Below are 22,420 nucleotides of genomic sequence, written 5' to 3' on the forward strand. Positions count from 1 at the left end.
CGTAACAAAGTGCAAATGGGAACAATAAAAAGGGGGCACCGGAGTGCCCCAAATGTTTCAGCAACAACACAACGATTCTTTATTTCAGGCTTTCTCAGCACGCAGGCGCCTGGCGGCTTTCACCATGTTTTCCAGCGATTCGCGGGTTTCCGGCCAGCCACGGGTTTTCAGGCCGCAATCCGGGTTGACCCAAAGACGTTCTGCCGGAATGCGATCCGCGGCTTTACGCAGCAAATCTTCAATCCATTCGACGCTTGGCACGTTAGGTGAGTGAATGTCGTAGACGCCCGGCCCGATCTCATTCGGATATTCGAAGTCCTTGAATGACTCCAGCAGGTCCATATCAGAGCGCGAGGTTTCAATGGTGATCACGTCAGCATCCAGCGCGGCAATGGAATCCATAATGTCGTTGAATTCGCAGTAACACATGTGGGTGTGGATCTGCGTGTCATCGCGGGCAATCGCGGCATTGAGTTTGAACGCATCCACTGCCCAGCGCAGGTACGCATTCCATTCAGACTGACGCAGTGGCAGACCTTCGCGCAGTGCCGGTTCGTCAATCTGGATGATACCGATACCGGCTTTTTCCAGATCCTCCACTTCGTCACGCAGCGCCAGCGCGATTTGTTTGGCGATGGTTTCGCGGCTGACATCTTCACGCGGGAAGGACCAGCACAGGATCGTAAGCGGGCCGGTCAGCATGCCTTTCACCGGTTTTTCGGTCAGAGACTGCGCGTACTTCGCCCACTCAACGGTAATTGCTTGCGGACGGCTGACGTCGCCGATAATGACCGGAGGTTTCACACAACGTGAACCGTAGCTTTGTACCCAGCCGTTTTGCGTGAACACAAAACCGTCCAGATGCTCGCCAAAGTATTCAACCATGTCGTTACGTTCAGCTTCGCCGTGAACCAGCACGTCGATACCCAGACGTTCCTGCTCTTTAATGGCTTGCTTAATATGTTCGCTGATCCCGGTGCGGTATTTAGTGTTGTCCAGACGACCTTGTTTGAAGTCCAGACGCAGGCCACGGATCTCCGTGGTTTGCGGGAATGAACCGATGGTCGTCGTCGGCCAGGCTGGCAGATTGAAACGGGCGCGCTGTGCTTTGGCGCGTTCGGTATAAACATGCGCACGCTCGATATCTGCGCCGGTGATTGCCGCCACACGTTTACCGACGGTTGCGTTATTTACACGGGCAGATTCGCGACGGGCACGGATTGGCGCGCTGTATTCCGCCAGTTTTTGCTGCGCTTCAGCGGTCGGATTGTTCAGTGCAGAGGTCAGCAATGCCAGCTCGGCGCATTTTTGCAGCGCAAAGGCGAACCAGCTTTTCACTTCTTCATCCAGACGGCTTTCAACGCTTAGGTCGATCGGGCTGTGCAGCAGCGAACATGAGCTGCCGATCCAGACATTTCGGCCCGCCACCAGCGGTTTCAGACGCTCAAACCAGGTGCCCAGATCCGCACGCCAGACGTTACGGCCATTGATCACACCCAGAGAAATCAGCCAGTTTTCTGGCAGCTGACTGATGACGGTTTGCAGGTCATCACGTCCGGCGACGGCGTCGATATGCAGACCCTGAACCGGTAACTGGCGGATAGTGTCGAGGTTGTGCCCGACGCTGTCGAAATAAGTGGTCAGCAGCAATTTAGTTTTGCTCTGTTCCAGCGCGGTATAAGCCGGTTTATACGCATCCAGCCATTCCTGCGGCAATTCCAGCACCAGAGCCGGTTCGTCAATCTGCACCCATTCGATATCGCGTTTCGCCAGTTCGGCCAGAACTTGCTGATAAACAGGCAGAATATCGTTGAGCAGGGAAAGACGGTCAAACTGTTCGCCCTTCACTTTGCCGAGCCAAAGATAGGTCAGCGGCCCCAGCAGAACAGGTTTCACTTTGTGACCGAGCGCCAGCGCTTCGTCCACTTCTTCAAGCAGTTGTGTCCAGGTCAGTTTGAATTTCTGCCCTTTCACAAACTCCGGCACCATGTAGTGATAGTTGGTGTTAAACCATTTTGTCATTTCTGCCGCAGCAGCCGGTTTACCGGTCGGTGCGCGGCCACGGCCAAGACGGAATAAGGTATCGAGATCAACAGAGCCATCGGCATTCTGATGACGGGCCGGTACGTTGCCCAGCAACAGGCTGGTGGTCAGTACGTGATCGTACCAGGCGAAATCGCCCACCGGCACCAAATCCACGCCTGCTTCAGCTTGTTGCTTCCAGTGACGGGCGCGAAGTTCACGTCCGGTTGCCAGCAGTTCTTCCTGAGTGGAATTGCCTGCCCAGTAGCTTTCTTGTGCTTTTTTAAGTTCACGACGCAGACCAACGCGTGGAAAACCCAGAGTGTGATTCAGTATCGTCATCTTTTTAATTCCTGTTTAGCCATCCAGATGTTTACACATCCATAATCCGCAGGTAGTGTATATTCCACAAGCGCAAATTATTCATGACACAGTGAAGGACTCTCATGATCGAACTGAAACACCTGCGAACGTTGCAAGCACTGCGCAACACCGGGTCACTGGCCGCAGCCGCCTCGCAGCTTCATCAGACCCAATCGGCTCTGTCGCACCAGTTCAGTGACCTGGAGCAACGCCTGGGTTTCAGGTTGTTCGTGCGAAAAAGTCAGCCTTTACGTTTCACGCCGCAGGGCGAAATCATGCTGAATCTGGCAGAACAGGTGCTGCCGCAAATCCAGCAGGCATTGCAGGCCTGTAATGAACCGCACCAGACTTCACTGCGTATTGCGATTGAATGTCACAGTTGTATTCAGTGGCTGACGCCCGCGCTGGATAACTTCCACCAGAACTGGCCGCAGGTGTTGATGGATTTCAAATCCGGGGTGACGTTCGACCCGCAGCCCGCGCTGCAACAGGGCGAGCTGGATATCGTATTAACCTCCGACATTCTGCCGCGCAGCGGTCTGCATTATTCCCCGATGTTTGATTTTGAAGTGCGTCTGGTGCTGGCACCGGATCACCCGCTGGCAGCTAAAACGGTGATCACGCCGGAAGATCTCAGCACGGAAACGTTGATGATTTATCCGGTACAACGTCAGCGGCTGGATATCTGGCGGCATTTCCTGCAACCGGCAGGCGTCAGCCCGGCATTGAAAAGTGTCGATAACACGTTGTTATTGATTCAGATGGTGTCGGCGAGAATGGGGATTGCGGCGTTACCGCACTGGGTGGTGGAGAGTTTTGAGCGCCAGGGTCTGGTGGTGACCAAAACCCTGGGCGATGGCTTATGGAGCCGCCTGTACGCCGCCGTACGTGACGGCGAACAGCGTCAGCCGGTAACCGAAGCCTTTATTCGTTCGGCGCGGCAGCACGCGTGCGATCATCTGCCGTTTGTTCGCGACGCGGCACGACCCAATGCCGGTGCACCCACAGTGAGGACATAATCACTGCGGCACCGACGATAAAGCTCGGCCAGTGCGGCTGCTGTTGCCAGATTGCCAGGTTAACCAGCAGCCCGGCCGGGACGTGAAAGTTGTTCATAATCCCCAGCGTTCCCGCATCAACCTGCGTCGCCCCGTAGTTCCACATGAAATATCCCAGCCCGGAAGCGCCAATCCCCAGCCACACCAGAATGCCCCATTGCAGATTCGTGGTGGGCAGTTTTTGCGGATTACCCCACAGGAACCACGCCACCACCGCACAGAGCAGCGCCCCCAGATAGAACCAGGAAAACGCCGTATGCTGCGGCATCGGACGGGTTTCCATCAGGCGTTTATACCCCACCTGCCCGATGGCAAAACAGATATTCGCCGCCTGCACCAGCAACAGGCCGATGATGAAATGCTCGCTGATGTGGTCGTAACGAATAATCGCCGCCCCCGCCACCGCCAGCAGTGCGCTCAGCGCATAACCGATGCGGATTTTGCGGCCACTGATCAGGTCATAAATCAGCGTAACGTACAGCGGCGTCATCACCGTAAACAGCAGGAATTCCGGCACCGACAGGTACAGATACGCCTCGAAACTGATGAGATACATGATCCCAAGCTGCATCGCACCCACGGCCATATACAGCAAAATGGTGGTGAGCTGATGGCCTTTCCAGCGCAGGAATGGCAGGAAAACCAGCGCCGCCAGCCCTAAACGGACTAACACGGAGAATACGCTGTCGACCTGTCCGGCCAGATAGACGCCGATCAGGCTGAAGGAAAAGGCCCACAAAATGGTGGTAATAATGAGTAAAGGCACGGCAGTTGAGCCCTAAAATGTTAAAGATGGATAATTGTAACGGAATGAAGGAAACCGCGAAGTGCGAAGGTGGTTTACATCTGTTCAATTATAGAGCAAACGAGAGCAATGCCACGCTTTGAGGGAAACGTGCGCTCAAAGGACACGTTCACGGCTGCGATGGCATACACTTAACGTATGACTGGAAACGGAGGATGAACTGATGAAATGTTTATATGGAATGCTCGCCGCGCTGCCGCTGCTGTTTGCCGTTCAGACCGCCAGTGCAGTCGAAAAAGTGCCGAACCCGAACGACCCGCTGCTGAACAATCCTTCGCAACAGCGGATGCAGCAACAACAACAGAATAACCAGCAGATGCAGAAACGTCAGCAGGAACAGGATATGCGTAACAGTCAGCAACAGCAGCAACTGAAGCTGAAATCACAGATTCAGAGCAATCAGCAACGATTGCAGATCCAGCAAAATAACCAGACGCTGGGTCAGAAATTGAATCAGACGCCTTAGTTAATCTTTCAGGCGCGGTGGTCACTGCGCCTGATCTGTGCTTTTAGCACCACGTTCTAGGTAAAATCCGGCCCAATCACATCAATCTTATCGGTACAAATACAGTCCACGCCCCAGCCCAGTAATTCGCGGGCGCGCGCCGGATTATTCACCGTATACACCAGAATATGCAGTCCGGCGTCTTTGATGGCTTTAACGCGTTCTTCGTTGAGCAATTTATGGTTGAGATGCAGAGAAACGCATTCCAGTTCGTCAGTCAGCGCTTTCCAGTTCTCGTGCCATTCGTCGATCAGCAAGCCGCGTGGCAATTCGGGGGCGGCTTTTTTAGCGGCAACCAGCGCGTCGAATTCGAACGAGGAAAGCAGCGGTGCAACAGGCTGATCTTTCCACAGCTCACGGGCGGCCAGCGCCACGTCAGTACCGGTTTTCTCGTTCAGACCGGTGGTCGGTTTGATCTCAATATTCACCATCATATGATGACGCGCACAGCGTTCAGCAACCTGCGCCAGCAGCGGCAGTTTTTCGCCTTTAAATGCGGCGCTGTACCAGTTACCGGCATCGAGCTGTTCGAGTTTTTCCCACGGCAGTTCACCCGCCACGCCCCAGCCGTTACTGGTGCGGTTCAGGGTATCGTCGTGCAACAGGAAGATTTCCCCGCCTTGCGCCAGTTTGGCGTCAAATTCGATCATGGTATGACCGTATTTTGCGCCCATATCGATGGCGGCCAGCGTGTTTTCCGGAGCCAGCGCGCCGCCGCCACGGTGCGCCACAATGCGAGGATAAGGCCAGGCTTTCATGTTTATTCCATCCGTAATCCACTGTGAGTATCGAAAAAGTGTAACGCTTTCGCCGGGAAAACCAAGCGCAACAGCGAGCCGGCTGTCGGGAACACTTCATGGGATAAACGCACCACGACGCCGCTGCCCGCCAGTTTGCCGTGCGCCAGATTATCCGCGCCCAGCAGTTCCAGCGTATTCAGCACCATCGGAATACCGTTTTGGGTGTCATCGGTCAGATGAATATGTTCAGGGCGAATACCGATCGTCAGCTCACGACCGCCCCACTCAGGGCGCGGAACCGGCATCGGCAACTCAAATCCGCCTTCCATCACCAGCGACGTACCGTCAGAGGTCAGCTGGCCGGGCAACAAATTCATGGCCGGAGATCCGATAAAGCTGGCGACAAACAGGCTGGCCGGACGGCGGTAAACTTCCGACGGCGTACCGATCTGCTCGGCGATACCTTTGTTCATCACGATCACGCGTTCGGCCAGTGTCATGGCTTCCACCTGATCGTGCGTCACGTACAAACTGGTGGTGCGCAGACGGCGATGCAATTGTTGCAGTTCGAGGCGCATCTGCACGCGCAGTTTGGCGTCGAGGTTCGATAGCGGTTCGTCGAACAGGAACACCGCCGGTTCACGCACAATAGCGCGCCCCATCGCCACACGCTGACGCTGACCGCCGGAAAGCTCACGCGGTTTGCGTTTAAGCAGCGGGCCGAGTTCCAGAATACGCGCCGCCTCTTCAACGCGGTCATTGATCTGCGCTTTGCCAAAACCGCGGATTTTCAGGCCATAGGCCATGTTGTCGTACACGCTCATGTGCGGATACAGCGCGTAGTTCTGGAACACCATCGCGATGCCGCGATCTTTCGGTTCCAGCTCGGTGACACGCTGGTCGTTGATGTAGATATCGCCGGACGTGGTGCGCTCAAGCCCGGCCACCATACGCAGCAGGGTCGATTTTCCGCAGCCGGAAGGCCCGACCATCACGATAAATTCGCCGTCGGCGACGTCCAGATCGATACTTTGAATGATCTGGTTTTTGCCGTCGTAGGACTTGGTCACTGCCTGTAATTTCAAATTTGCCATTTCAGTTACTTCTCACTGTCTACCAGGCCGCGCACAAACCAGCGCTGCATCAGGAGCACCACCGCCAGCGGTGGTAATAAGGTCAGGATCATGGCCGCCATCACCTGATTCCATTGAGTCGAGCCATCGCCGGAGGAAATCATGCTTTTAATCCCCGCCACCGCCGTCCCCATCGAGGCATCGCTGGTGATCAGAATCGGCCACAAATATTGGTTCCAGCCATAAATAAAGGTGATGACGAACAGCGCCGCGAGATTGGTTTTCGACAGCGGCAACACGATGTCCCAGAAGAAGCGCATCGCGCCCGCGCCATCGATACGCGCGGCTTCCAGCAGCTCATCCGGCAACGTCATAAAGAACTGGCGGAACAGGAAGGTCGCGGTCGCCGAGGCCATCAGCGGCAACGTCAGGCCGGTGTAGCTGTCGAGCATATGCAGATTGGCGATCACCTGTACGGTTGGGAAAATACGCACTTCAACCGGCAGCATCAGCGTCATAAAAATCAGCCAGAAGAACAGGTTACGCAGCGGAAAACGGAAATAGACAATCGCGTAAGCCGAGAGCATTGACACCGAAATCTTACCGACGGTGATCACCATCGCCATGATGAAGCTGTTGATCAGCAAACGACCAAACGCCGGGCTGTTGTTGCCTGCGCCCTGCGTCCAGATGGTGCTGATGTTTTCCCATAAATGGGTGCCTGGGATCAGCGTCATCGGCACATCAAAAATCTGTTTGTTATCCAGTGACGCCGCCACAAACGCGACATACAGCGGGAATAAAATCACCAGCACGCCGAGCAGCAGCATGATGTGGCTGAAAATATCCAGCCCTCTGCGGTTCTCAATCATTGGTAACGCACCTTACGCTCGACAAAGCGGAACTGAATGAACGTCAGGCCGCAAACCAGCATCATCAGAATGACGGACTGCGCGGCGGAGCTGGACAGGTCCAGACCGGAGAAACCTTCGCGATACACTTTATAAATCAGCGTCGTCGTCGCCTGCACCGGGCCGCCCGCTGTCGCGGCATCGATCACCGGGAAAGTATCAAAGAAGGCGTAAACCAGATTGACCACCAGCAGGAAGAAGCTCACCGGAGAAATCAGCGGCAGCACCAGATTGAAGAAGCGTCGAACTGGGCCTGCGCCGTCGATAGCCGCCGCTTCTACCAGTGATTTAGGGATCGACTGCAAGGCCGCGAGGAAGAACAGGAAGTTGTAGCTGATTTGCTTCCAGACCGACGCCAGCACCACCAGGAACATCGCCTGACCGCTGTTTTGCGCGTGGTTCCAGTTATAGCCCATCGAGCCTAAGAAGTGGGTAATCAGACCCAGACCGGGGCTGAACAGGAACATCCACAAAACGGCAGCCACGGCAGGCGCAACGGCATAAGGCAGGATCATCAGCGTCTGATAAATCCGGCTGCCGCGTACCACGTGATCGACCAGCGCCGCGAAAAACAGCGAAACCGCCAGTCCGATAAAGGCCACCATAAAGCTGAATTTCAGCGTGGTGTAGAAAGAGTCGAGATAGTACGGATCCTGAAACAGCTGCGTGAAGTTAGTCATTCCGGCGAAGGTGCTGGAAAGTCCGAACGGATCCAGCGTCTGCACCGAATACCACAGCGCCTGACCGGCAGGCCACAGGAAAAATATCGCGGTGATTAACAGCTGCGGCAAAACCAGCGCGTAGGGCAACCAGCTGCAACCAAAACCGGGACGGTGTGAACTCATGATGGTTTACTCGTTAATGCGATGACAAAAGGCAGGCTACTCCGGATGAGGCGTAGCGAGCGAAGCCAGACTGGGTGCGGACAGCGCACAGCTCCCGGAGTGGACACAAAGTCCATGAGGAGAGCGAGCACTGCCCAATCCCAGACTGGCAAAGCGCAGTAGCCGACTTACTTAGTAGAAGCTTCGAAGCGACGTAACAGTAAATTCCCGCGCTGTACTGCAGTGTCTAACGCTTCTTTAGCCGTTTTCTTACCGCTCCACACGCTTTCCAGTTCTTCATCCACGATGGTACGGATCTGCGGCATGTTGCCCAGACGCAGGCCTTTGGTGAACGGTAACGGTGGCTTGTTCAGCATCTGGCGGGTGGCGACGTCGGAACCCGGATTCTTCTCGTAGAAGCCATCTTTTTTGGTCAGTTCATACGCGGCGGTGGTCACAGGCAGATAACCGGTTTTCTGGTGCCATTCGGCTGCGATTTCCGGCGTGGTCAGGAATTGCAGGAATTCGGCAACGCCTTTGTAGGTGTCTTTATCTTTGCCGTTCATCACCCACAGGCTTGCACCGCCGATGATGGCGTTTTGTGGTGCGCCTTTGATGTCTGCATCGTAAGGCATCATGCCCACGCCGTAGTTGAATTTGGAATACTGACGGATGTCGGCCAGTGAACCGGAAGACGCGGTGGTCATCGCGCAATCGCCGTTATAGAACTTGGCGGTGGATTCATCCTTACGACCAAAATAGGTGAAGTCACCTTTTTTGTTCATGTCTTCCAGCATCTGGATGTGTTTGATTTGCTCTGGTTTGTTGAATTCCAGAACCGCATCGGTGCCATCGAAGCCGTTGTTTTTGGTGGCGATTGGCAGACCGTGCCAGGCGCTGAAGTTCTCAATCTGGATCCAGCCCTGCCAGCCGCTGGCGTAACCACATTTCATGCCCGCTTCACGCAATTTCTCGGTGTAGGCGGCCATATCCTGCCAGGTTTTCGGCGGCTGATCCGGGTTCAGACCGGCTTTCTTAAAAGCGTCTTTGTTGTAATACAGCACCGGCGTGGAGCTGTTAAATGGCTGGGACAGCAGGCGGCCTTTGGAATCGGAGTAATAACCGGAAACAGTCGGCACGAACTGTGAAACGTCTTCTTTAATGCCCGCATCGCTGAACACTTCGTAAACCGGTTTGATGGCTTTGCTGGCCATCATGGTCGCAGTGCCCACTTCGTAAACCTGCAAAATCGCCGGAGCATTACCGGTACGGTATGCCGCGATACCGGCCGCCAGGCTTTCGTCGTATTTGCCTTTATAGACAGGCACGATTTTGACATCAGGGTGCGTCTGGTTAAAACGGTCGGCCAGCGAGTTCACTTCTTTGCCTAACTCGCCGTCCATTGAGTGCCAGAAAGGAATTTCTGTCACAGCGAAAGCATTGGCGCTGAAAGCCAGCGTCAGCGCGGTGCCGATAACCGTTTTTTTGAGGTTGATGAACATGCCTGTCTCCTGAATTCTGCTGGTGTGCTGCAAGTGCAGCCTGAAGTATGCTGGGTAGAGTCGGGAGGTAAAATGACACGGAAAAATGACAATAAGGTTACGGGAAAGTTAAGCGGGGATGACAGACAGATGGCAGAAAATGAGGTTCATGGCGGTTAAGCGTTAGGAAAAACCGTCCGCAGGACGGCTTATCTTATTAGAGTTATGCTACGGTGCGTTCATTCCAACTATCTTTAAATATTATGTTCCCATCGACATATTTCCATTGAATTGACTCATAGCGCATTTCAATATTTTCCAGATGCGTTCCTGTTCCCGAACCGGGATGAAGGCTCGGAGTAATGCCTGTGATCTTCACATTTTCCATGCGGATGTTGAAATACTCCGCTTCTACACCAGCGTCTAATATGTGATACATCTTAAATTCAGCGGATTTAAGCGTGATTCCCTGACTAATCGTACGGTAAAGTATTGGTGTTGTGCGATCAAATTCCTTTTGAAATAATATCGGTGTATGAATACGCGTACCTGTCAATTTCCCAGTATTTCTATCCGTCGGAACTGTCAGGTGGTGTGAAAGTGACTTAACTTCAATAGAACCCACACGCCCGTGAACATTACAACTTCCGATAACAGGAGAACCATTTTCATCCGTTAACCACAAATAAGCAGGATTAGACATTTTTATTTCCTTAATTTAACGTTTAGACTTTTTTTCCTATAGTCTTCTATTTTTCCGATGCACTTCGATACACAGAAGAAACAAACCAGCCATCCTGCGGCATAAACGAATTTCATAGGCCACACAACTGGCAGCATAAGGCATCCGATTAATCCGCCAACAAAAAGCACAGATTCAAAAAAATCCCATACTTTGACGACAGCAAATATCACCCACTTCGCTGCGCCTTTTGCGACAACATAAAGCGGTTTATTGAGTGACATGTAGTTTTCGCCCTACAGCATCAATTATCCTGTCAAACGCAGGCTGCCCACGCGTAGCACCAATGTGCACCGCATCAATGAACGGTTTAACAGCAGGTTCATAAAGAAAGTAGGTAAGGTCATAATCGTGGGGTCGTAGGAGCTTGTAAATCTCCGGCGCATCGATGGCAAGGCTTTCTGATTTTCTTATTGAGCGCTCACTCATTCCCCCTATAAGTAAAATCATCGTCACCCTGCCAATCCAGTTTTTAGCACTTTGCGCACCGATAAATGACACTCTCGCAAGCACAGCAGCACCGGTGACGGCAATAATTTTCGCGGTAAGTAAACGCCCAGCAATCGAGGATACTACACCCCGATAGACATTATTTTGTTTGGTCACTGAAGCATACTTATCGAATTCTTTAAATATAATCTCTATAGCATTTGTTATATGTTTGTAATTGAGTATGTCATTATGTATTGCTTCAGCCATGCGAAAACGCTGTGTCTGATGTGCATAGCGAGAATCTGTATCAAAATACCCTATAGCCAGATAGCCCATATCTAAAGGAACGGTAAGCGCTCCATTTATTAATCCGGTAATTGTGGCTGGGGACATGATGATATCTGAAATTCTATTTGCAATATCGTCTATATCACTTGAAACGTTATTGATATCTGCCACGATAAACCTCCCTGATTTCGTGTTGATATGACCTTAATACAATAAGGGTTAAATGACCAAGTGTTATAAATTCAATTTTTTTTATTAAATGTGCGGCATACCGTGGAATATCAGGGAGCAATATGAATGAGGTACTGTACCTGGCTGTCTGGCAGATAGAGGTTTACCTTCAAACGTCCCTGGTTTTTCTGGTACCAGAGCGATGACTCAGAAAATAAGGCGCATCAGATTAACGATGCGCCTCAGGGAACCGGAAAAAGTTAATTACAGTGCGCGTTTCAGACGGGCGACCGCCTCGTGCATTTGCTCTTCGGTTGCGGTCGCGAAGGAAAGACGGAAGGTCGAGTGATCCGGATTATCGGCATAGAAGAATTCGCCCGGCACAAACACCACGCCCTGCTCCAGCGTCTTTTTCATCCATTCAGCGCAATTACGCGGCTCGCGAAAACGCGCCCACAGGAACATGCCGCCTTTCGGGTATTCAAATGTCAGCACGTCGCCCAGCTCGCGTTCCAGCAGTTCGGCCATGACCTGGCATTTCTTTTTATACGCAGCACGGATGGTTTCGATCTGCTTCGGCAGACGACCCAGGCCGAGATAGTATTCCGCGATAGTCTGCGACAGCGCGCTGGCGTGCAGATCCGCAGCCTGTTTGATGATGGCAACTTTGTGCAGCAGCCAGTCAGGCATAATCACCCAGCCCAGACGCAGGCCCGGTGCCAGAATTTTAGAGAACGTCGAGGTGTAGATGATGTTTTCGGCGTGACCGAACAGCGATTTCGACAGCTCGAACAGCGTCGGCTGGCGTTCATCGGTGAAACGCAGTTCGCCATACGGGTCATCTTCTACAATCAGGAATTCGTGCTGTGCTGCCAGTTTCACCAGTTGCTCACGACGGGCGCGGCTCAGGGTCACGCCGCTCGGGTTACCAAACGTTGGCACCAGATACACACCTTTGATTTTCTGCGTTTTCAGCAGTTCCGCCAGCTCATCAACAATCATGCCATCGCCGTCAGAACCGACGGACAGCAGTTTGGCTTCGGCCAGTTCCAGCGTCTGTAACGCCGCCAGATAGGTCGGGCGTTCCACCACAAACACGTCATCCGGGTTAACCACGGCGCGCATCACCAGATCCAGCGCCTGCTGGGAGCCTGCGGTGACCACGATGTCGTCGGGGCTCGCCACCACGCCACGTTCCTGACAAAGCTCAGCAATACGCTCACGCAGCGTATAACTGCCTTCGGTCAGGCCATACTGAAAAGCGTGCTCAGGCTGTTCGGTGATCGCCAGTTGTGTGGCTTCACGCAGGCCGTCGAAATCAAAAAGCGCTGAAGAAGGAATACCACCCGCCAGTGAGATAACGCCTTCCATTTTGCTGTGTTTCAGCAATTCCCGGATGGCCGAACTTTTAAGCCTGACCATACGGGCGGCGAGTAAACCTTCTGTGTTCATGACATGTTCCTGATGATGTGCAAAGTTATAAGAATGTAAGAGATGTTAATTTATAGACAAAATAAAAACCGCAAAGCGCTTGCCGTGCGGTTTACCAGATTTATCACAGATTTTTAAAATGTGAAGCCACTTTATGCACCGAGATAGGCCGCACGCACCGCTTCGTTCGCCAGCAAGGCCGCGCCGGTATCTTCCAGCACCACATGACCGTTTTCCAGCACATAGCCGCGGTCGGCGAGTTTCAGCGCCTGATTAGCATTTTGCTCGACCAGGAAGATGGTCATCCCTTCTTCGCGCAGTTGCTGGATGGTGTCGAAAATCTGCTGGATGATGATGGGTGCCAGCCCCAGCGACGGCTCATCGAGCAGCAGCAAACGCGGCTGGCTCATCAGCGCACGACCAATTGCCAGCATCTGTTGCTCACCGCCGGACATGGTGCCCGAACGCTGAATGCGGCGCTCTTTCAGACGCGGGAACAGCGTAAACACGCGCTCCAGACGGGCATGATACTGGTCGCGTGTGGCAAAAAATCCGCCCATCGCCAGATTCTCTTCCACCGTCATACGTGAGAACACGCGACGGCCTTCCGGCACAATCGCGATATCGCCGCGCATGATTTTGGCGGTTTGCCACTGCGTGATGTCCTGACCTTCGAAAATGATCGAGCCGTTCGTCGCACGCGGTTCGCCACACAAACTGCCGAGCAGCGTGGTTTTACCCGCGCCGTTCGCGCCGATCAGCGTGACGATTTCCCCTTTATTAATACTCAGGCTGACTTCATGCAGCGCCTGAATTTTGCCGTAATGGGCGGATACCTGATTGAATGACAACATCTTGTTCTGTCCCTTAGCCTTCGCCCATCAACCTTCGCCTAAATAGGCGCGGATCACGTCAGGATTATTACGAATTTCAGCCGGTGTGCCTTGTGCCAGCGGCGTGCCCTGATTCACCACGTAGATGCGATCGGAAATGCCCATCACCAGTTTCATGTCGTGCTCAATCAGCAGAACCGACACGTTGTGCTGGTTACGCAGTTCGGCAATCAGCTGATTCAGCTCTTCGGTTTCACGCGGGTTAAGACCGGCAGCCGGTTCATCGAGCATCAGGATTTCCGGGCGCGTGACCATGCAGCGGACAATTTCCAGACGGCGTTGCTGACCGTAAGCCAGATTGCCAGCCTGACGGTTCGCCAGTTCGAGCAATCCGACACGTTCCAGCCAGTCGGCAGCGCGATCCAGCGCATCCGCTTCGGCGCGACGGAATCCCGGCGTTTTAAACAGCCCCGCCAGTACGCCGCTTTTAAGGTGCTGATGCTGGGCGACCAGCAGGTTTTCAATCACCGTCATTTCGCGGAACAGACGCACGTGCTGGAAAGTACGCACCACGCCCATGCGGGCAATTTTCTGCCCCGGCAATCCTTCCAGATGCTGGTCACGCAGTTTAATGGTGCCGCCGCTCGGTTTATAGAAACCGGTCAGGCAGTTAAATACCGTGGTTTTACCGGCACCGTTCGGGCCGATCAGCGAAACAATTTCGCCCTGGTTGAGGTTCAGCGCCACGTTGTTGACCGCCAGCAGGCCGCCAAAACGCATCATCAATCCCTCAACCGCTAACAGAGGTTGCGTACTCATGCCTGTTCCCCCTGATCCGCGATTTGTTTCTTCGAAAGCTTCAGCTTGAGATGAACACGTTTCATCGGCAGCAAGCCCTGCGGACGCCAGATCATCATCAGCACCATTAACGCACCGAGCAGCAACATGCTGTATTCGTTGAGGTCACGCATCAGTTCGCGGGAAACCACCAGCAAAATAGCCGCCAGAATAACGGCAAACTGCGAGCCCATCCCGCCGAGCACGACGATAGCCAGCACGAAAGCGGATTCCGCAAAGGTGAAGGATTCCGGGCTGACAAAGCCCTGACGCGCGGCAAACAGCGTACCGGCGAAACCGGCAAATGCGGCGCTGATGGTGAACGCGGTCAGTTTGATGCGGGTCGGATTCAGCCCCAGAGAACGGCAGGCAATTTCATCCTCACGCAACGCTTCCCACGCGCGCCCCAGCGGCATACGCAGCAGACGGTTGATGATGAACAAGGTCGCGATCACCAGCAGCAGCGCCACCATATACAGGAAGATAATGCGGTCGCTCGGATCATAGGCAACATGGAAAAAATTACTGAACGTGTCCCAGCCGCCGTCACGCGGCGTCCGGCTGAATTCCAGCCCGAACAGCGTCGGTTTTGGGATCTGGCTGATGCCGTTCGGCCCGCCGGTCAGTTCGGTATTATTGAGCAGAAGGATACGGACGATTTCGCCGAACCCGAGCGTCACAATCGCCAGATAGTCACCCCGCAACCGCAACACAGGGAATCCGAGCAGGAAACCAAACGCCGCCGACACCAGTCCGGCCAGCGGTAACGCTTCCCAGAATCCGATGCCGTAATAGTGATTGAGCAGCGCGTAGGTGTAAGCGCCGATGGCATAAAAGCCGCCGTAACCCAGCACCAGCAGGCCGGACAATCCGACCACTACGTTCAGACCGAGGCCGAGCATGATGTAGATCAGGGTCAGTGTGGCGATATCCACCGTGCCGCGCGAGACGATAAACGGCCAGGCGATAGCGGCGATAATCAGCACCAGCACCAGCAGTTTTTGTTTCGGCGTCGAGCCATCAAAGCTCGGCAAAACCCAGCCCGGTCCGGAGACTTTTTTCAGGCTGCTGCTGACCATCGGGCGGAACAACTGAAACACGAAGACGATGGCGCAGCCGATGGCAATCCACGTCCAGCGCACTTCACCGGCCCCGTTGACCACCAGTTTTGTACCGTCGAGGCTCAGCTGTAATCCCATGATGAACGCGGCCAGCACCAGCAGAACGAAAGCGGAGACCAGCGCATTTAACAGATTCAGGCGCTTCATACTTTCTCAACCTCCGGACGTCCGAGAATACCGGTCGGCAGCACCAGCAACACGACGATCAGCAAGGCGAAGGACACCACATCTTTGTATTCGGTGCTCAGATACGCCGAGGTCAGCGCTTCAGCCACGCCTAAAATCAGGCCGCCGATCATCGCCCCCGGAATGCTGCCGATGCCGCCGAGAACCGCCGCGGTGAAGGCTTTCATCCCGGCCATAAAGCCGATGTATGGGTTAATCACGCCGTAGAACTGACCGAGCAGAACGCCAGCGACGGCGGCCATTAATGCGCCAATGACGAAAGTCAGCGAGATCACGCGGTCAGTGCTGATCCCCAGCAGGCTGGCCATTTTAAGATCTTCCGCACAAGCACGGCAGGCACGCCCCATACGCGAATAACGGATGAACAGCGTCAGCGCCAGCATCGCGACAAACGTGACTATCCAGATAATCAGTTGCATGGTGCTGATGGTCGCGGCGAAACCATTCGCCTCGCCCAGAGTCCACTGGCCGGTCACCAGACTGGGTAAAGCGAGATCACGTGAGCCCTGCGTGAGGCTGACGTAGTTTTGCAGAAAAATGGACATCCCGATGGCAGAAATCAGTGCAATCAGACGCTTGGAGTTACGCACCGGCTTATACGCCACGCGTTCAATACTCCAGCCATAGGCACTGGAAATCACAATCGCGGCGATAAAACCGGCACCGATCAGCAACCAGCTGGCGTCGATACCCATCATCATCAGAGCGGCGATTACGATAAAGGAGACATAACTGCCGATCATATACACCTCGCCGTGGGCGAAGTTGATCATGCCGATAATGCCGTAAACCATGGTGTAACCAATGGCGATCAGCGCATAAGTGCTGCCCAACGTGACACCGTTGAACATCTGCTGAATGAAATAGAGGAACTGCTCTGACATACCCTATCCTTATTAATCAAGGGTTTGATAACTTGTGCTGAGACTGCAACCCGGCGCCACTTAATAACACCAGACGCCGGGCAGAGTAATGCGCGGTTCTTGTTCTGAAACATAATGCCCAAAATCATTCGTGTTGCATCAAGGCGGCAACTGAATGAATCCCCGGGAGCTTACACAGGTAAGTGACCGGGGTGAATGAAGGCGGCCAACGCAGAGGCGGCGCGAAGGATGCCGGGCATTTATTTGATCGGGGTGGAGGTGCCATCCTTATGCCACTCGAAAATACCGAATTCGAATCCTTTCAGGTCACCTTTCTCATCCCAGCTCAGCGGACCCATGACAGTATCCACTGACGCTGATTTCAGATTTTTAGCAATGTCAGCCGGTTCCATGCTGCCGCTGCGTTCCATACCGGTGGTCAGCGCCTGCAATGCAGCGTAAGTCGTCCAGACGAACGGACCGGTTGGATCCAGTTTTTTGGCTTTCAGCGCATCAACGATTGGCTGGTTAGCCGGAACCTGGTCATAACGTTTTGGCAGCGTCACCAGCATACCTTCAGAGGCATCACCGGCGATGTTAGACAATGAGGAGTTGCCCACGCCTTCCGGACCCATGAATTTGGCGTTCAGACCGGCTTGCTTGGACTGGCGCAGGATCTGGCCCATCTCCGGGTAGTAGCCGCCGAAGTAAACGAAATCGACGTTTTCTTTCTTCAGACGTGCCACCAGCGTGGAGAAGTCTTTATCACCTGCGGTCACACCTTCAAAAAGAACGACGTTGCCGCCACCTTTTTTCAGCGCGTCCTGCACGGAACGGGCCAGGCCTTCGCCGTATTGCTGTTTGTCATGCACAACGGCGATACGTTTTGGTTTGATGGTGTCGAGGATGTATTTGGCTGCTGTCGGGCCCTGATCGGAATCCAGACCGGTGGTGCGCATCACCATTTTATAACCGCGGGTGGTCAGGTCAGCGTTGGTCGCGGCCGGAGTGATCATCAGCACGCCTTCATCTTCATAGATGTCAGAAGCAGGCTGAGTAGAGGAAGAGCACAGGTGGCCGATCACGTAACGGATACCGTCGTTGATCACTTTGTTCGCTACCGCAACCGCTTGTTTCGGGTCACAGGCATCGTCATATTCCACGCCAACCAGTTTGTCACCTTTCACGCCGCCTTTGGCGTTGATGTCAGCGATGGCTTGTTTTGCACCTGTAAATTCCATGTCACCGTACTGGGCGACCGGACCTGACATAGCACCAACAATGGCGACTTTAATATCTTTTGCGAATGCCGCCTGACTCATTGCTAATGCAATACAACCTGCCAGCCAGATCTTACCCTTCATTGCTTTCATCCGATTACCCCGTTCATGTGTGTGTTGTGGTTTGCTCTTTGTTGCCTGTTTAAAACATCATCACTTAGGAAATTTAGTATAAGTAATAACGAGTTAACGGCTTATTTCGTCTTATTTTCGAATAAGACTTTATAATTCATATCATTAAACAGGAATTTTCTTCTGCAAATCAAATAGCACAATCAGAAATATGAGGTGTAAACAGAATTTTATTTGGGTGAAAAGGCGGGCGCGGATGTAAACAATCAGTCGTTAACACTGGCTTTATTGATTAAAGCCAACATTTATCGCTTATGCAGAGATCGCTAAAAAACTTTTCGACCTGTTACTGTACAAAAAAAGTTACGCCCGTTCTGCAGAACGATCCGCTACACTGATCGCCTCCTTTTTCTGACCTTCCGCATCATGAAACTAACTATCCAAAAACTGACGTCACTCAGCGCGCAGGACCTGATCGATCTGGCAAAAATCTGGCCGGAGCAAACCGAAAGTGACTGGCAAGCCAGCCTGCAAAACGATCGTGCGCTGTTTGCGGCGGTGTTTAATGAACGCATTCTGGGCGCGGTGAAAATCACGCTCGATGGCAATCAGGCTGAACTGAGTGATTTGCTGGTGCGCGACGTCACGCGTCGTCGCGGTGTCGGGCTGTATCTGATGGAAGATGTGCAGGCGCAGCTGCCGCAGGTGAAAAGCTGGACGATGAAAGCAGAACCTGAGCCCGTGCTGGATGCGTTTATGCAGGCATGTGGTTTTCGCAATGAAAAAGGTGTGTGGCGCAAATAAGTGCTACAGGCGACCCGTCCCCGGGCGCCTGGGTTTCCCTTTTACTGACTGGTTTTCAGCTGGCTCTCCGGCAATTTTGGTGTTTCAGGTTTTGCCCTGAGAAACGCTATCGCGACCACGCCAAACAACGTGATGCCGCAAAGGGTGAGTAAGCCGGCAATATTATTCGAGAACATACTATCCGCGGCCACACGGATTTGTGGTGCCAGGAATCCGCCAATCGCCCCGAACAGATTGATGAAACCAATCCCCGCCGCCAGCGCACTGCCGCTGAGCAACGTGGTCGGAATGGTCCAGAACACCGGCTGTACGGCAATAAACCCAACGGCGGCAAAGCACAGCGCACCTATCGCCAGCACCGGACTGGCAACCAGAGCAGAACCCCCAATCCCCAGCCCGGCGGCCAGTAAGGTGAACGCGGCTATCGAGCGTAAATGGCCAGTTTTATCGGCATAGCGCGGAATAAAGAAGGTGCCGAACATCGCCGCAATCCAGGGAACAGACGCGATCAGCGACGCACTGAAACCGACTTTTGTTCCCAGCAAACTGGCGACCTGCGTCGGCAGGAAGAAAATCAGCCCGTATACGCCAATCTGAATAATCAGATAAACCAGCCCGAGGTGCCAAATCGCCGGAATGCTGAAGGCATCCCGCAGGCGTGAATTCTGTTTCAGTTTCTCTTCTTTCGCCAGTTCACCGATCAGCGCCTGTTTTTGTTCAGCTGACAGGAAACGCGCCGTCGACGGGCCATTATCGAGATACCAGAATGTCCAGATACCGGCCATCACCGCCAGCACCCCTTCAATCATAAACATCCAGAACCAGCCCGGATGTCCGGCAAAACCGTGCATCTCCAGCAACGCACCGGAAAGCGGGCTGCCAAACGTCAGCGCCAGCGGAACGCCCATATAAAATAATCCCATCACCGAAGCCCGGTTTTTGGCCGGGAACCACAGGGATGTCAGGTAGATCATGCCGGGGAAGAATCCGGCCTCGGCAGCACCCAGCAGAAAACGCACCAGCAGGAATTTGAATTCCGTGTCGGCAAAAGCCATTGCTGACGAGAGAACGCCCCACACCAGCGTGGTGCAGCCAATCCATTGTTTGGCACCGAACTTTTTCATTAATAAATTTCCCGGCGCACCGAGAAAAGCATAAGCGACGAAGAATATTCCCGCCCCCATCGCAAAAGCTTCATTACTTAATCCGGTATCAATCTGATAAGACTCTTTCGCAAAACCAATATTCGCCCGATCCAGAAAGGCCAATATATATAACGAAAGCATAAAAGGAATCAGACGCCAGCGGGTTTTCTCAACGGCTTTATTTAATATCGTCGTCATAATATGAACCTTTTTATAACCGGCCTGTTATTAGTCAAAAAATAATATCAATAACAGGCCGAAGTAAACGTTCGGATAAATAATCTGTCGCAGAAATTAATGCTGATATGGGCGGGTTAATTTGCACTCAGGATTTAATTCCACCCCGAATCCCGGTTTATCCAGTACCGATTTATGAATACGTCCGTTCACCGGCACCGGCTCATCAAGCAGGATTGGCGCAAACTGCGCACGGGTGTGGTCAGCCTCAGGTGCAGTCATCAGGAACTCGCTGAAAGGCGTATTGGTGAAGGTAATCACCGCATGATGTGAATACACGGAGGAACCGTGCGGCACCACTAATTGCCCTTTCGCCTTGGCGATGGCGGCGATTTCCAGCAAGGTGGTGAGCCCGCCACACCAGCCCACGTCAGGCTGCATGATATCGACGCCGGTTTCTGACAACGTCTGGAAAGACTCCAGCGTGCCGTGGTGTTCGCCGGTGGTGACCATCATCCCGGCTGGTGCGTTGCGTTTGATTTCGCGGTAACCTTCATACTGTTGCGGCGGCAGACATTCCTCAATCCATTTGAGGTTATACGGCGCACAGGCATGCGCCACTTTGGTAGCGAAATTAACGTCCATCGACATCCAGCAGTCAAGCATCAGCCAGAAATCCGGGCCGCATTTCTCGCGCATATCCGCCACCATAGCAGCCGTTTCACGTACGCCGTGGTCGCCATCATGCGGGCCAAAATGCGTCACCATTTTGCCACCGATGAAGCCCATCTCTTTGGCCAGATCCGGACGTGAACCGGTAGCATAGAACTGGATTTCATCGCGCACTGCGCCCCCGAGCAGTTTATACACCGGCAGTTGCGCACATTTACCGAACAGATCCCACAGCGCCAGGTCGACGCAGGAAATCGTATTCATCACCAGACCGCCGCTGCCGGCGTAGAACATCGTGGATCGCATCATCTGGTCGTGGATCAGTTTGATTTCTGAGACACAGCGCCCTTCAATAAAACGGTTGAGATGTTTTTCGACAATAAAACACCCCATTTCACCCGCCGTAGACACCGCAAAACCGGTGACGCCATTGTCGGCTTCTATTTCAACCACCAGCGTACCCAATACGTTAATACCGAATGACTGTCGGGATTGTTCATATTCTTTATATTTACTCATTGGCGTACAGACTTTATCGTCGATCCAGTGTTTTTCCTGCTGGTCATGATAATCCGCACCGCCACTGCCTTTTTCTGCGGTCGCACCGCCCATGAAATATGCACGAATTTCTTTAATTTTAGGTAATACTCTTGATTCCATCATAATATAAACTCCGTTTATTTTATCAGGGTAAGGAGAGAGGTTATTTCTTTATTCAGGGAAAAGCTTAAATCATCTATCTTTTGCTTTATTTCATCCGAAAGCGGAATTTTATTTTCGCCCAACGGGAAACCACGTAATGACATGCCGAGTTTATATCCCAGAGGAAAAGGCAATGACGCCATCATCGACATCACGGGTAATGCGGCAAATTGTAATGCCTTCGATTGTTCCGTTTTTCCTTCGCTGAAGAGATCATAAATTTTACACATCACTTCCGGCAAAACGCCTGCGGTCGCGGTCACGCTGCCGGTGGCTCCGGCACATAATGCGGAGAAGAAAAATTCTTCCCGGCCGGTCATCACAGCAAAATCTGCGTCTTCCCGCGGACAACAGGACAGCATTTTCATCATGCCGACGGCATCACCGCTGGAATCTTTAATACCGACAATATTCGGATGGGCTGCCAGTTCAGCGACACTTTCGGCATTTAACGGATCGGCGAAAAACGGGATGTTATACAGGCATAACGGCAGATTTACCGCGCTGGCAACCTGGCGAAAAACACTGGTCAGCGTCGCAGCATCATAGTGATAAAACGAAGGCGGCATCAGCACGACCCCGCTGGCACCGGCACGTTCTGCCGCATGTGCCAGTGCGATGCTTTCATCCGTCGTGGTCGCCGGGATCCCTGCCCAGACGGGGACGCGTCCGGCAGTCTGTTCAACGACGGTTTCGACTACCGCACGCTTTTGCTCAACGTCCATATAACCGGCTTCGCCCACCGAACTCACCGGGAACAGAGCACTCAGGCCAGCCGCTATCTGAAAATCGACAATTTTGCGCAACATGTCCATGTCCGGCTGCCCTGCTTTCCAGGGGGTTAACATGGCGCTGATGACTCCTGAAGGTCGTAACATCATT

General features: G+C 53.2%; 22 protein-coding genes. 3 read left to right on the forward strand and 19 right to left on the reverse strand.

The window, feature by feature from the left end:
* Positions 1–84: 84 nt before the first annotated feature.
* The gene (metE, locus tag EC840_RS22450) at positions 85–2,364 is read right to left on the reverse strand and encodes a 5-methyltetrahydropteroyltriglutamate--homocysteine S-methyltransferase (RefSeq protein ID WP_132967130.1); all 2,280 of its coding nucleotides are present in this window, start codon (positions 2,362–2,364) and stop codon (positions 85–87) included.
* Between the two features lie 104 nt (positions 2,365–2,468).
* Here metE and metR point away from each other — a divergent pair, with 104 nt between their 5' ends.
* On the forward strand, positions 2,469–3,404 hold the full coding sequence (gene metR, locus EC840_RS22455) for an HTH-type transcriptional regulator MetR (RefSeq protein WP_113878011.1): 936 nt from the start codon (positions 2,469–2,471) through the stop codon (positions 3,402–3,404).
* On the opposite strand, the gene EC840_RS22460 is transcribed toward metR, so the two are convergent.
* Positions 3,310–4,209: a carboxylate/amino acid/amine transporter gene (locus tag EC840_RS22460; protein ID WP_120162772.1), complete on the reverse strand. Its 900-nt coding sequence runs from the start codon at positions 4,207–4,209 to the stop codon at positions 3,310–3,312. The genes metR and EC840_RS22460 overlap by 95 nt on opposite strands.
* A 202-nt stretch (positions 4,210–4,411) precedes the next feature.
* Between EC840_RS22460 and EC840_RS22465 the strand changes: the two genes are divergently transcribed.
* The gene (locus EC840_RS22465) at positions 4,412–4,714 is read left to right on the forward strand and encodes a DUF2756 domain-containing protein (RefSeq protein ID WP_112290935.1); all 303 of its coding nucleotides are present in this window, start codon (positions 4,412–4,414) and stop codon (positions 4,712–4,714) included.
* Positions 4,715–4,770: 56 nt separating this feature from the next.
* On the opposite strand, the gene ugpQ is transcribed toward EC840_RS22465, so the two are convergent.
* The 14 genes from ugpQ to EC840_RS22535 all read right to left on the reverse strand — a co-directional run bounded on the left by ugpQ (position 4,771) and on the right by EC840_RS22535 (position 18,059).
* Entirely contained in the window at positions 4,771–5,511 is a 741-nt protein-coding gene (gene ugpQ, locus EC840_RS22470; RefSeq protein ID WP_113878013.1) for a glycerophosphodiester phosphodiesterase, read from the reverse strand.
* A 2-nt stretch (positions 5,512–5,513) separates the two neighbouring features.
* On the reverse strand, positions 5,514–6,587 hold the full coding sequence (locus tag EC840_RS22475) for a sn-glycerol-3-phosphate import ATP-binding protein UgpC (protein ID WP_132967132.1): 1,074 nt from the start codon (positions 6,585–6,587) through the stop codon (positions 5,514–5,516).
* Between the two features lie 5 nt (positions 6,588–6,592).
* Positions 6,593–7,438, reverse strand: coding sequence for a sn-glycerol-3-phosphate ABC transporter permease UgpE (gene ugpE, locus EC840_RS22480; RefSeq protein ID WP_112290926.1), 846 nt, complete (start codon positions 7,436–7,438; stop codon positions 6,593–6,595).
* On the reverse strand, positions 7,435–8,322 hold the full coding sequence (ugpA, locus tag EC840_RS22485) for a sn-glycerol-3-phosphate ABC transporter permease UgpA (protein ID WP_112290924.1): 888 nt from the start codon (positions 8,320–8,322) through the stop codon (positions 7,435–7,437). The genes ugpE and ugpA overlap by 4 nt, the downstream gene beginning before the upstream one ends.
* Positions 8,323–8,489: 167 nt before the next feature.
* Positions 8,490–9,803 carry a sn-glycerol-3-phosphate ABC transporter substrate-binding protein UgpB gene (gene ugpB / locus EC840_RS22490; RefSeq protein WP_112291887.1) on the reverse strand — a complete coding sequence of 438 codons (1,314 nt, stop codon included), beginning with the start codon at positions 9,801–9,803 and terminating at the stop codon, positions 8,490–8,492.
* Between the two features lie 202 nt (positions 9,804–10,005).
* A complete protein-coding gene (tssD, locus tag EC840_RS22495) occupies positions 10,006–10,485 on the reverse strand; it encodes a type VI secretion system tube protein TssD (RefSeq protein WP_013577460.1) in 480 nt (159 codons plus the stop codon).
* A gap of 2 nt (positions 10,486–10,487) precedes the next feature.
* On the reverse strand, positions 10,488–10,748 hold the full coding sequence (locus EC840_RS22500) for a hypothetical protein (protein WP_129637863.1): 261 nt from the start codon (positions 10,746–10,748) through the stop codon (positions 10,488–10,490).
* Positions 10,735–11,349: a hypothetical protein gene (locus EC840_RS22505; protein WP_240783331.1), complete on the reverse strand. Its 615-nt coding sequence runs from the start codon at positions 11,347–11,349 to the stop codon at positions 10,735–10,737. Before EC840_RS22505 ends, EC840_RS22500 begins: the two co-directional genes overlap by 14 nt.
* Before the next feature lie 330 nt (positions 11,350–11,679).
* Positions 11,680–12,867, reverse strand: a complete 1,188-nt coding sequence (locus EC840_RS22510) for a PLP-dependent aminotransferase family protein (protein ID WP_113878016.1) — start codon at positions 12,865–12,867, stop codon at positions 11,680–11,682.
* Between the two features lie 131 nt (positions 12,868–12,998).
* Positions 12,999–13,700, reverse strand: coding sequence for a high-affinity branched-chain amino acid ABC transporter ATP-binding protein LivF (livF, locus tag EC840_RS22515; RefSeq protein WP_112291891.1), 702 nt, complete (start codon positions 13,698–13,700; stop codon positions 12,999–13,001).
* 27 nt (positions 13,701–13,727) lie between these two features.
* Complete coding sequence (gene livG, locus EC840_RS22520; RefSeq protein ID WP_013577465.1) at positions 13,728–14,498, reverse strand: high-affinity branched-chain amino acid ABC transporter ATP-binding protein LivG; 771 nt, start codon at positions 14,496–14,498, stop codon at positions 13,728–13,730.
* The gene (locus EC840_RS22525; RefSeq protein WP_120162778.1) at positions 14,495–15,784 is read right to left on the reverse strand and encodes a high-affinity branched-chain amino acid ABC transporter permease LivM; all 1,290 of its coding nucleotides are present in this window, start codon (positions 15,782–15,784) and stop codon (positions 14,495–14,497) included. Before EC840_RS22525 ends, livG begins: the two co-directional genes overlap by 4 nt.
* Positions 15,781–16,707 carry a high-affinity branched-chain amino acid ABC transporter permease LivH gene (livH, locus tag EC840_RS22530; RefSeq protein WP_113878018.1) on the reverse strand — a complete coding sequence of 309 codons (927 nt, stop codon included), beginning with the start codon at positions 16,705–16,707 and terminating at the stop codon, positions 15,781–15,783. Before livH ends, EC840_RS22525 begins: the two co-directional genes overlap by 4 nt.
* A 239-nt stretch (positions 16,708–16,946) precedes the next feature.
* Positions 16,947–18,059: a branched-chain amino acid ABC transporter substrate-binding protein gene (locus EC840_RS22535; RefSeq protein WP_112290547.1), complete on the reverse strand. Its 1,113-nt coding sequence runs from the start codon at positions 18,057–18,059 to the stop codon at positions 16,947–16,949.
* A 405-nt stretch (positions 18,060–18,464) separates the two neighbouring features.
* Here EC840_RS22535 and panM point away from each other — a divergent pair, with 405 nt between their 5' ends.
* Positions 18,465–18,842: an aspartate 1-decarboxylase autocleavage activator PanM gene (gene panM / locus EC840_RS22540; RefSeq protein ID WP_132967134.1), complete on the forward strand. Its 378-nt coding sequence runs from the start codon at positions 18,465–18,467 to the stop codon at positions 18,840–18,842.
* A gap of 41 nt (positions 18,843–18,883) precedes the next feature.
* On the opposite strand, the gene EC840_RS22545 is transcribed toward panM, so the two are convergent.
* From EC840_RS22545 to EC840_RS22555, 3 genes are all read right to left on the reverse strand, one after another.
* Positions 18,884–20,185 carry an MFS transporter gene (locus EC840_RS22545; RefSeq protein WP_165929055.1) on the reverse strand — a complete coding sequence of 434 codons (1,302 nt, stop codon included), beginning with the start codon at positions 20,183–20,185 and terminating at the stop codon, positions 18,884–18,886.
* Between the two features lie 96 nt (positions 20,186–20,281).
* Positions 20,282–21,496, reverse strand: coding sequence for an L-rhamnonate dehydratase (gene rhmD, locus EC840_RS22550; protein ID WP_113878037.1), 1,215 nt, complete (start codon positions 21,494–21,496; stop codon positions 20,282–20,284).
* 17 nt (positions 21,497–21,513) lie between these two features.
* Positions 21,514–22,416, reverse strand: coding sequence for a dihydrodipicolinate synthase family protein (locus EC840_RS22555; protein WP_207914783.1), 903 nt, complete (start codon positions 22,414–22,416; stop codon positions 21,514–21,516).
* Between the last annotated feature and the right edge of the window lie 4 nt (positions 22,417–22,420).

Source organism: Rahnella sp. JUb53 (assembly GCF_004346065.1).
GTDB classification, from domain to species: domain Bacteria; phylum Pseudomonadota; class Gammaproteobacteria; order Enterobacterales; family Enterobacteriaceae; genus Rahnella; species Rahnella variigena.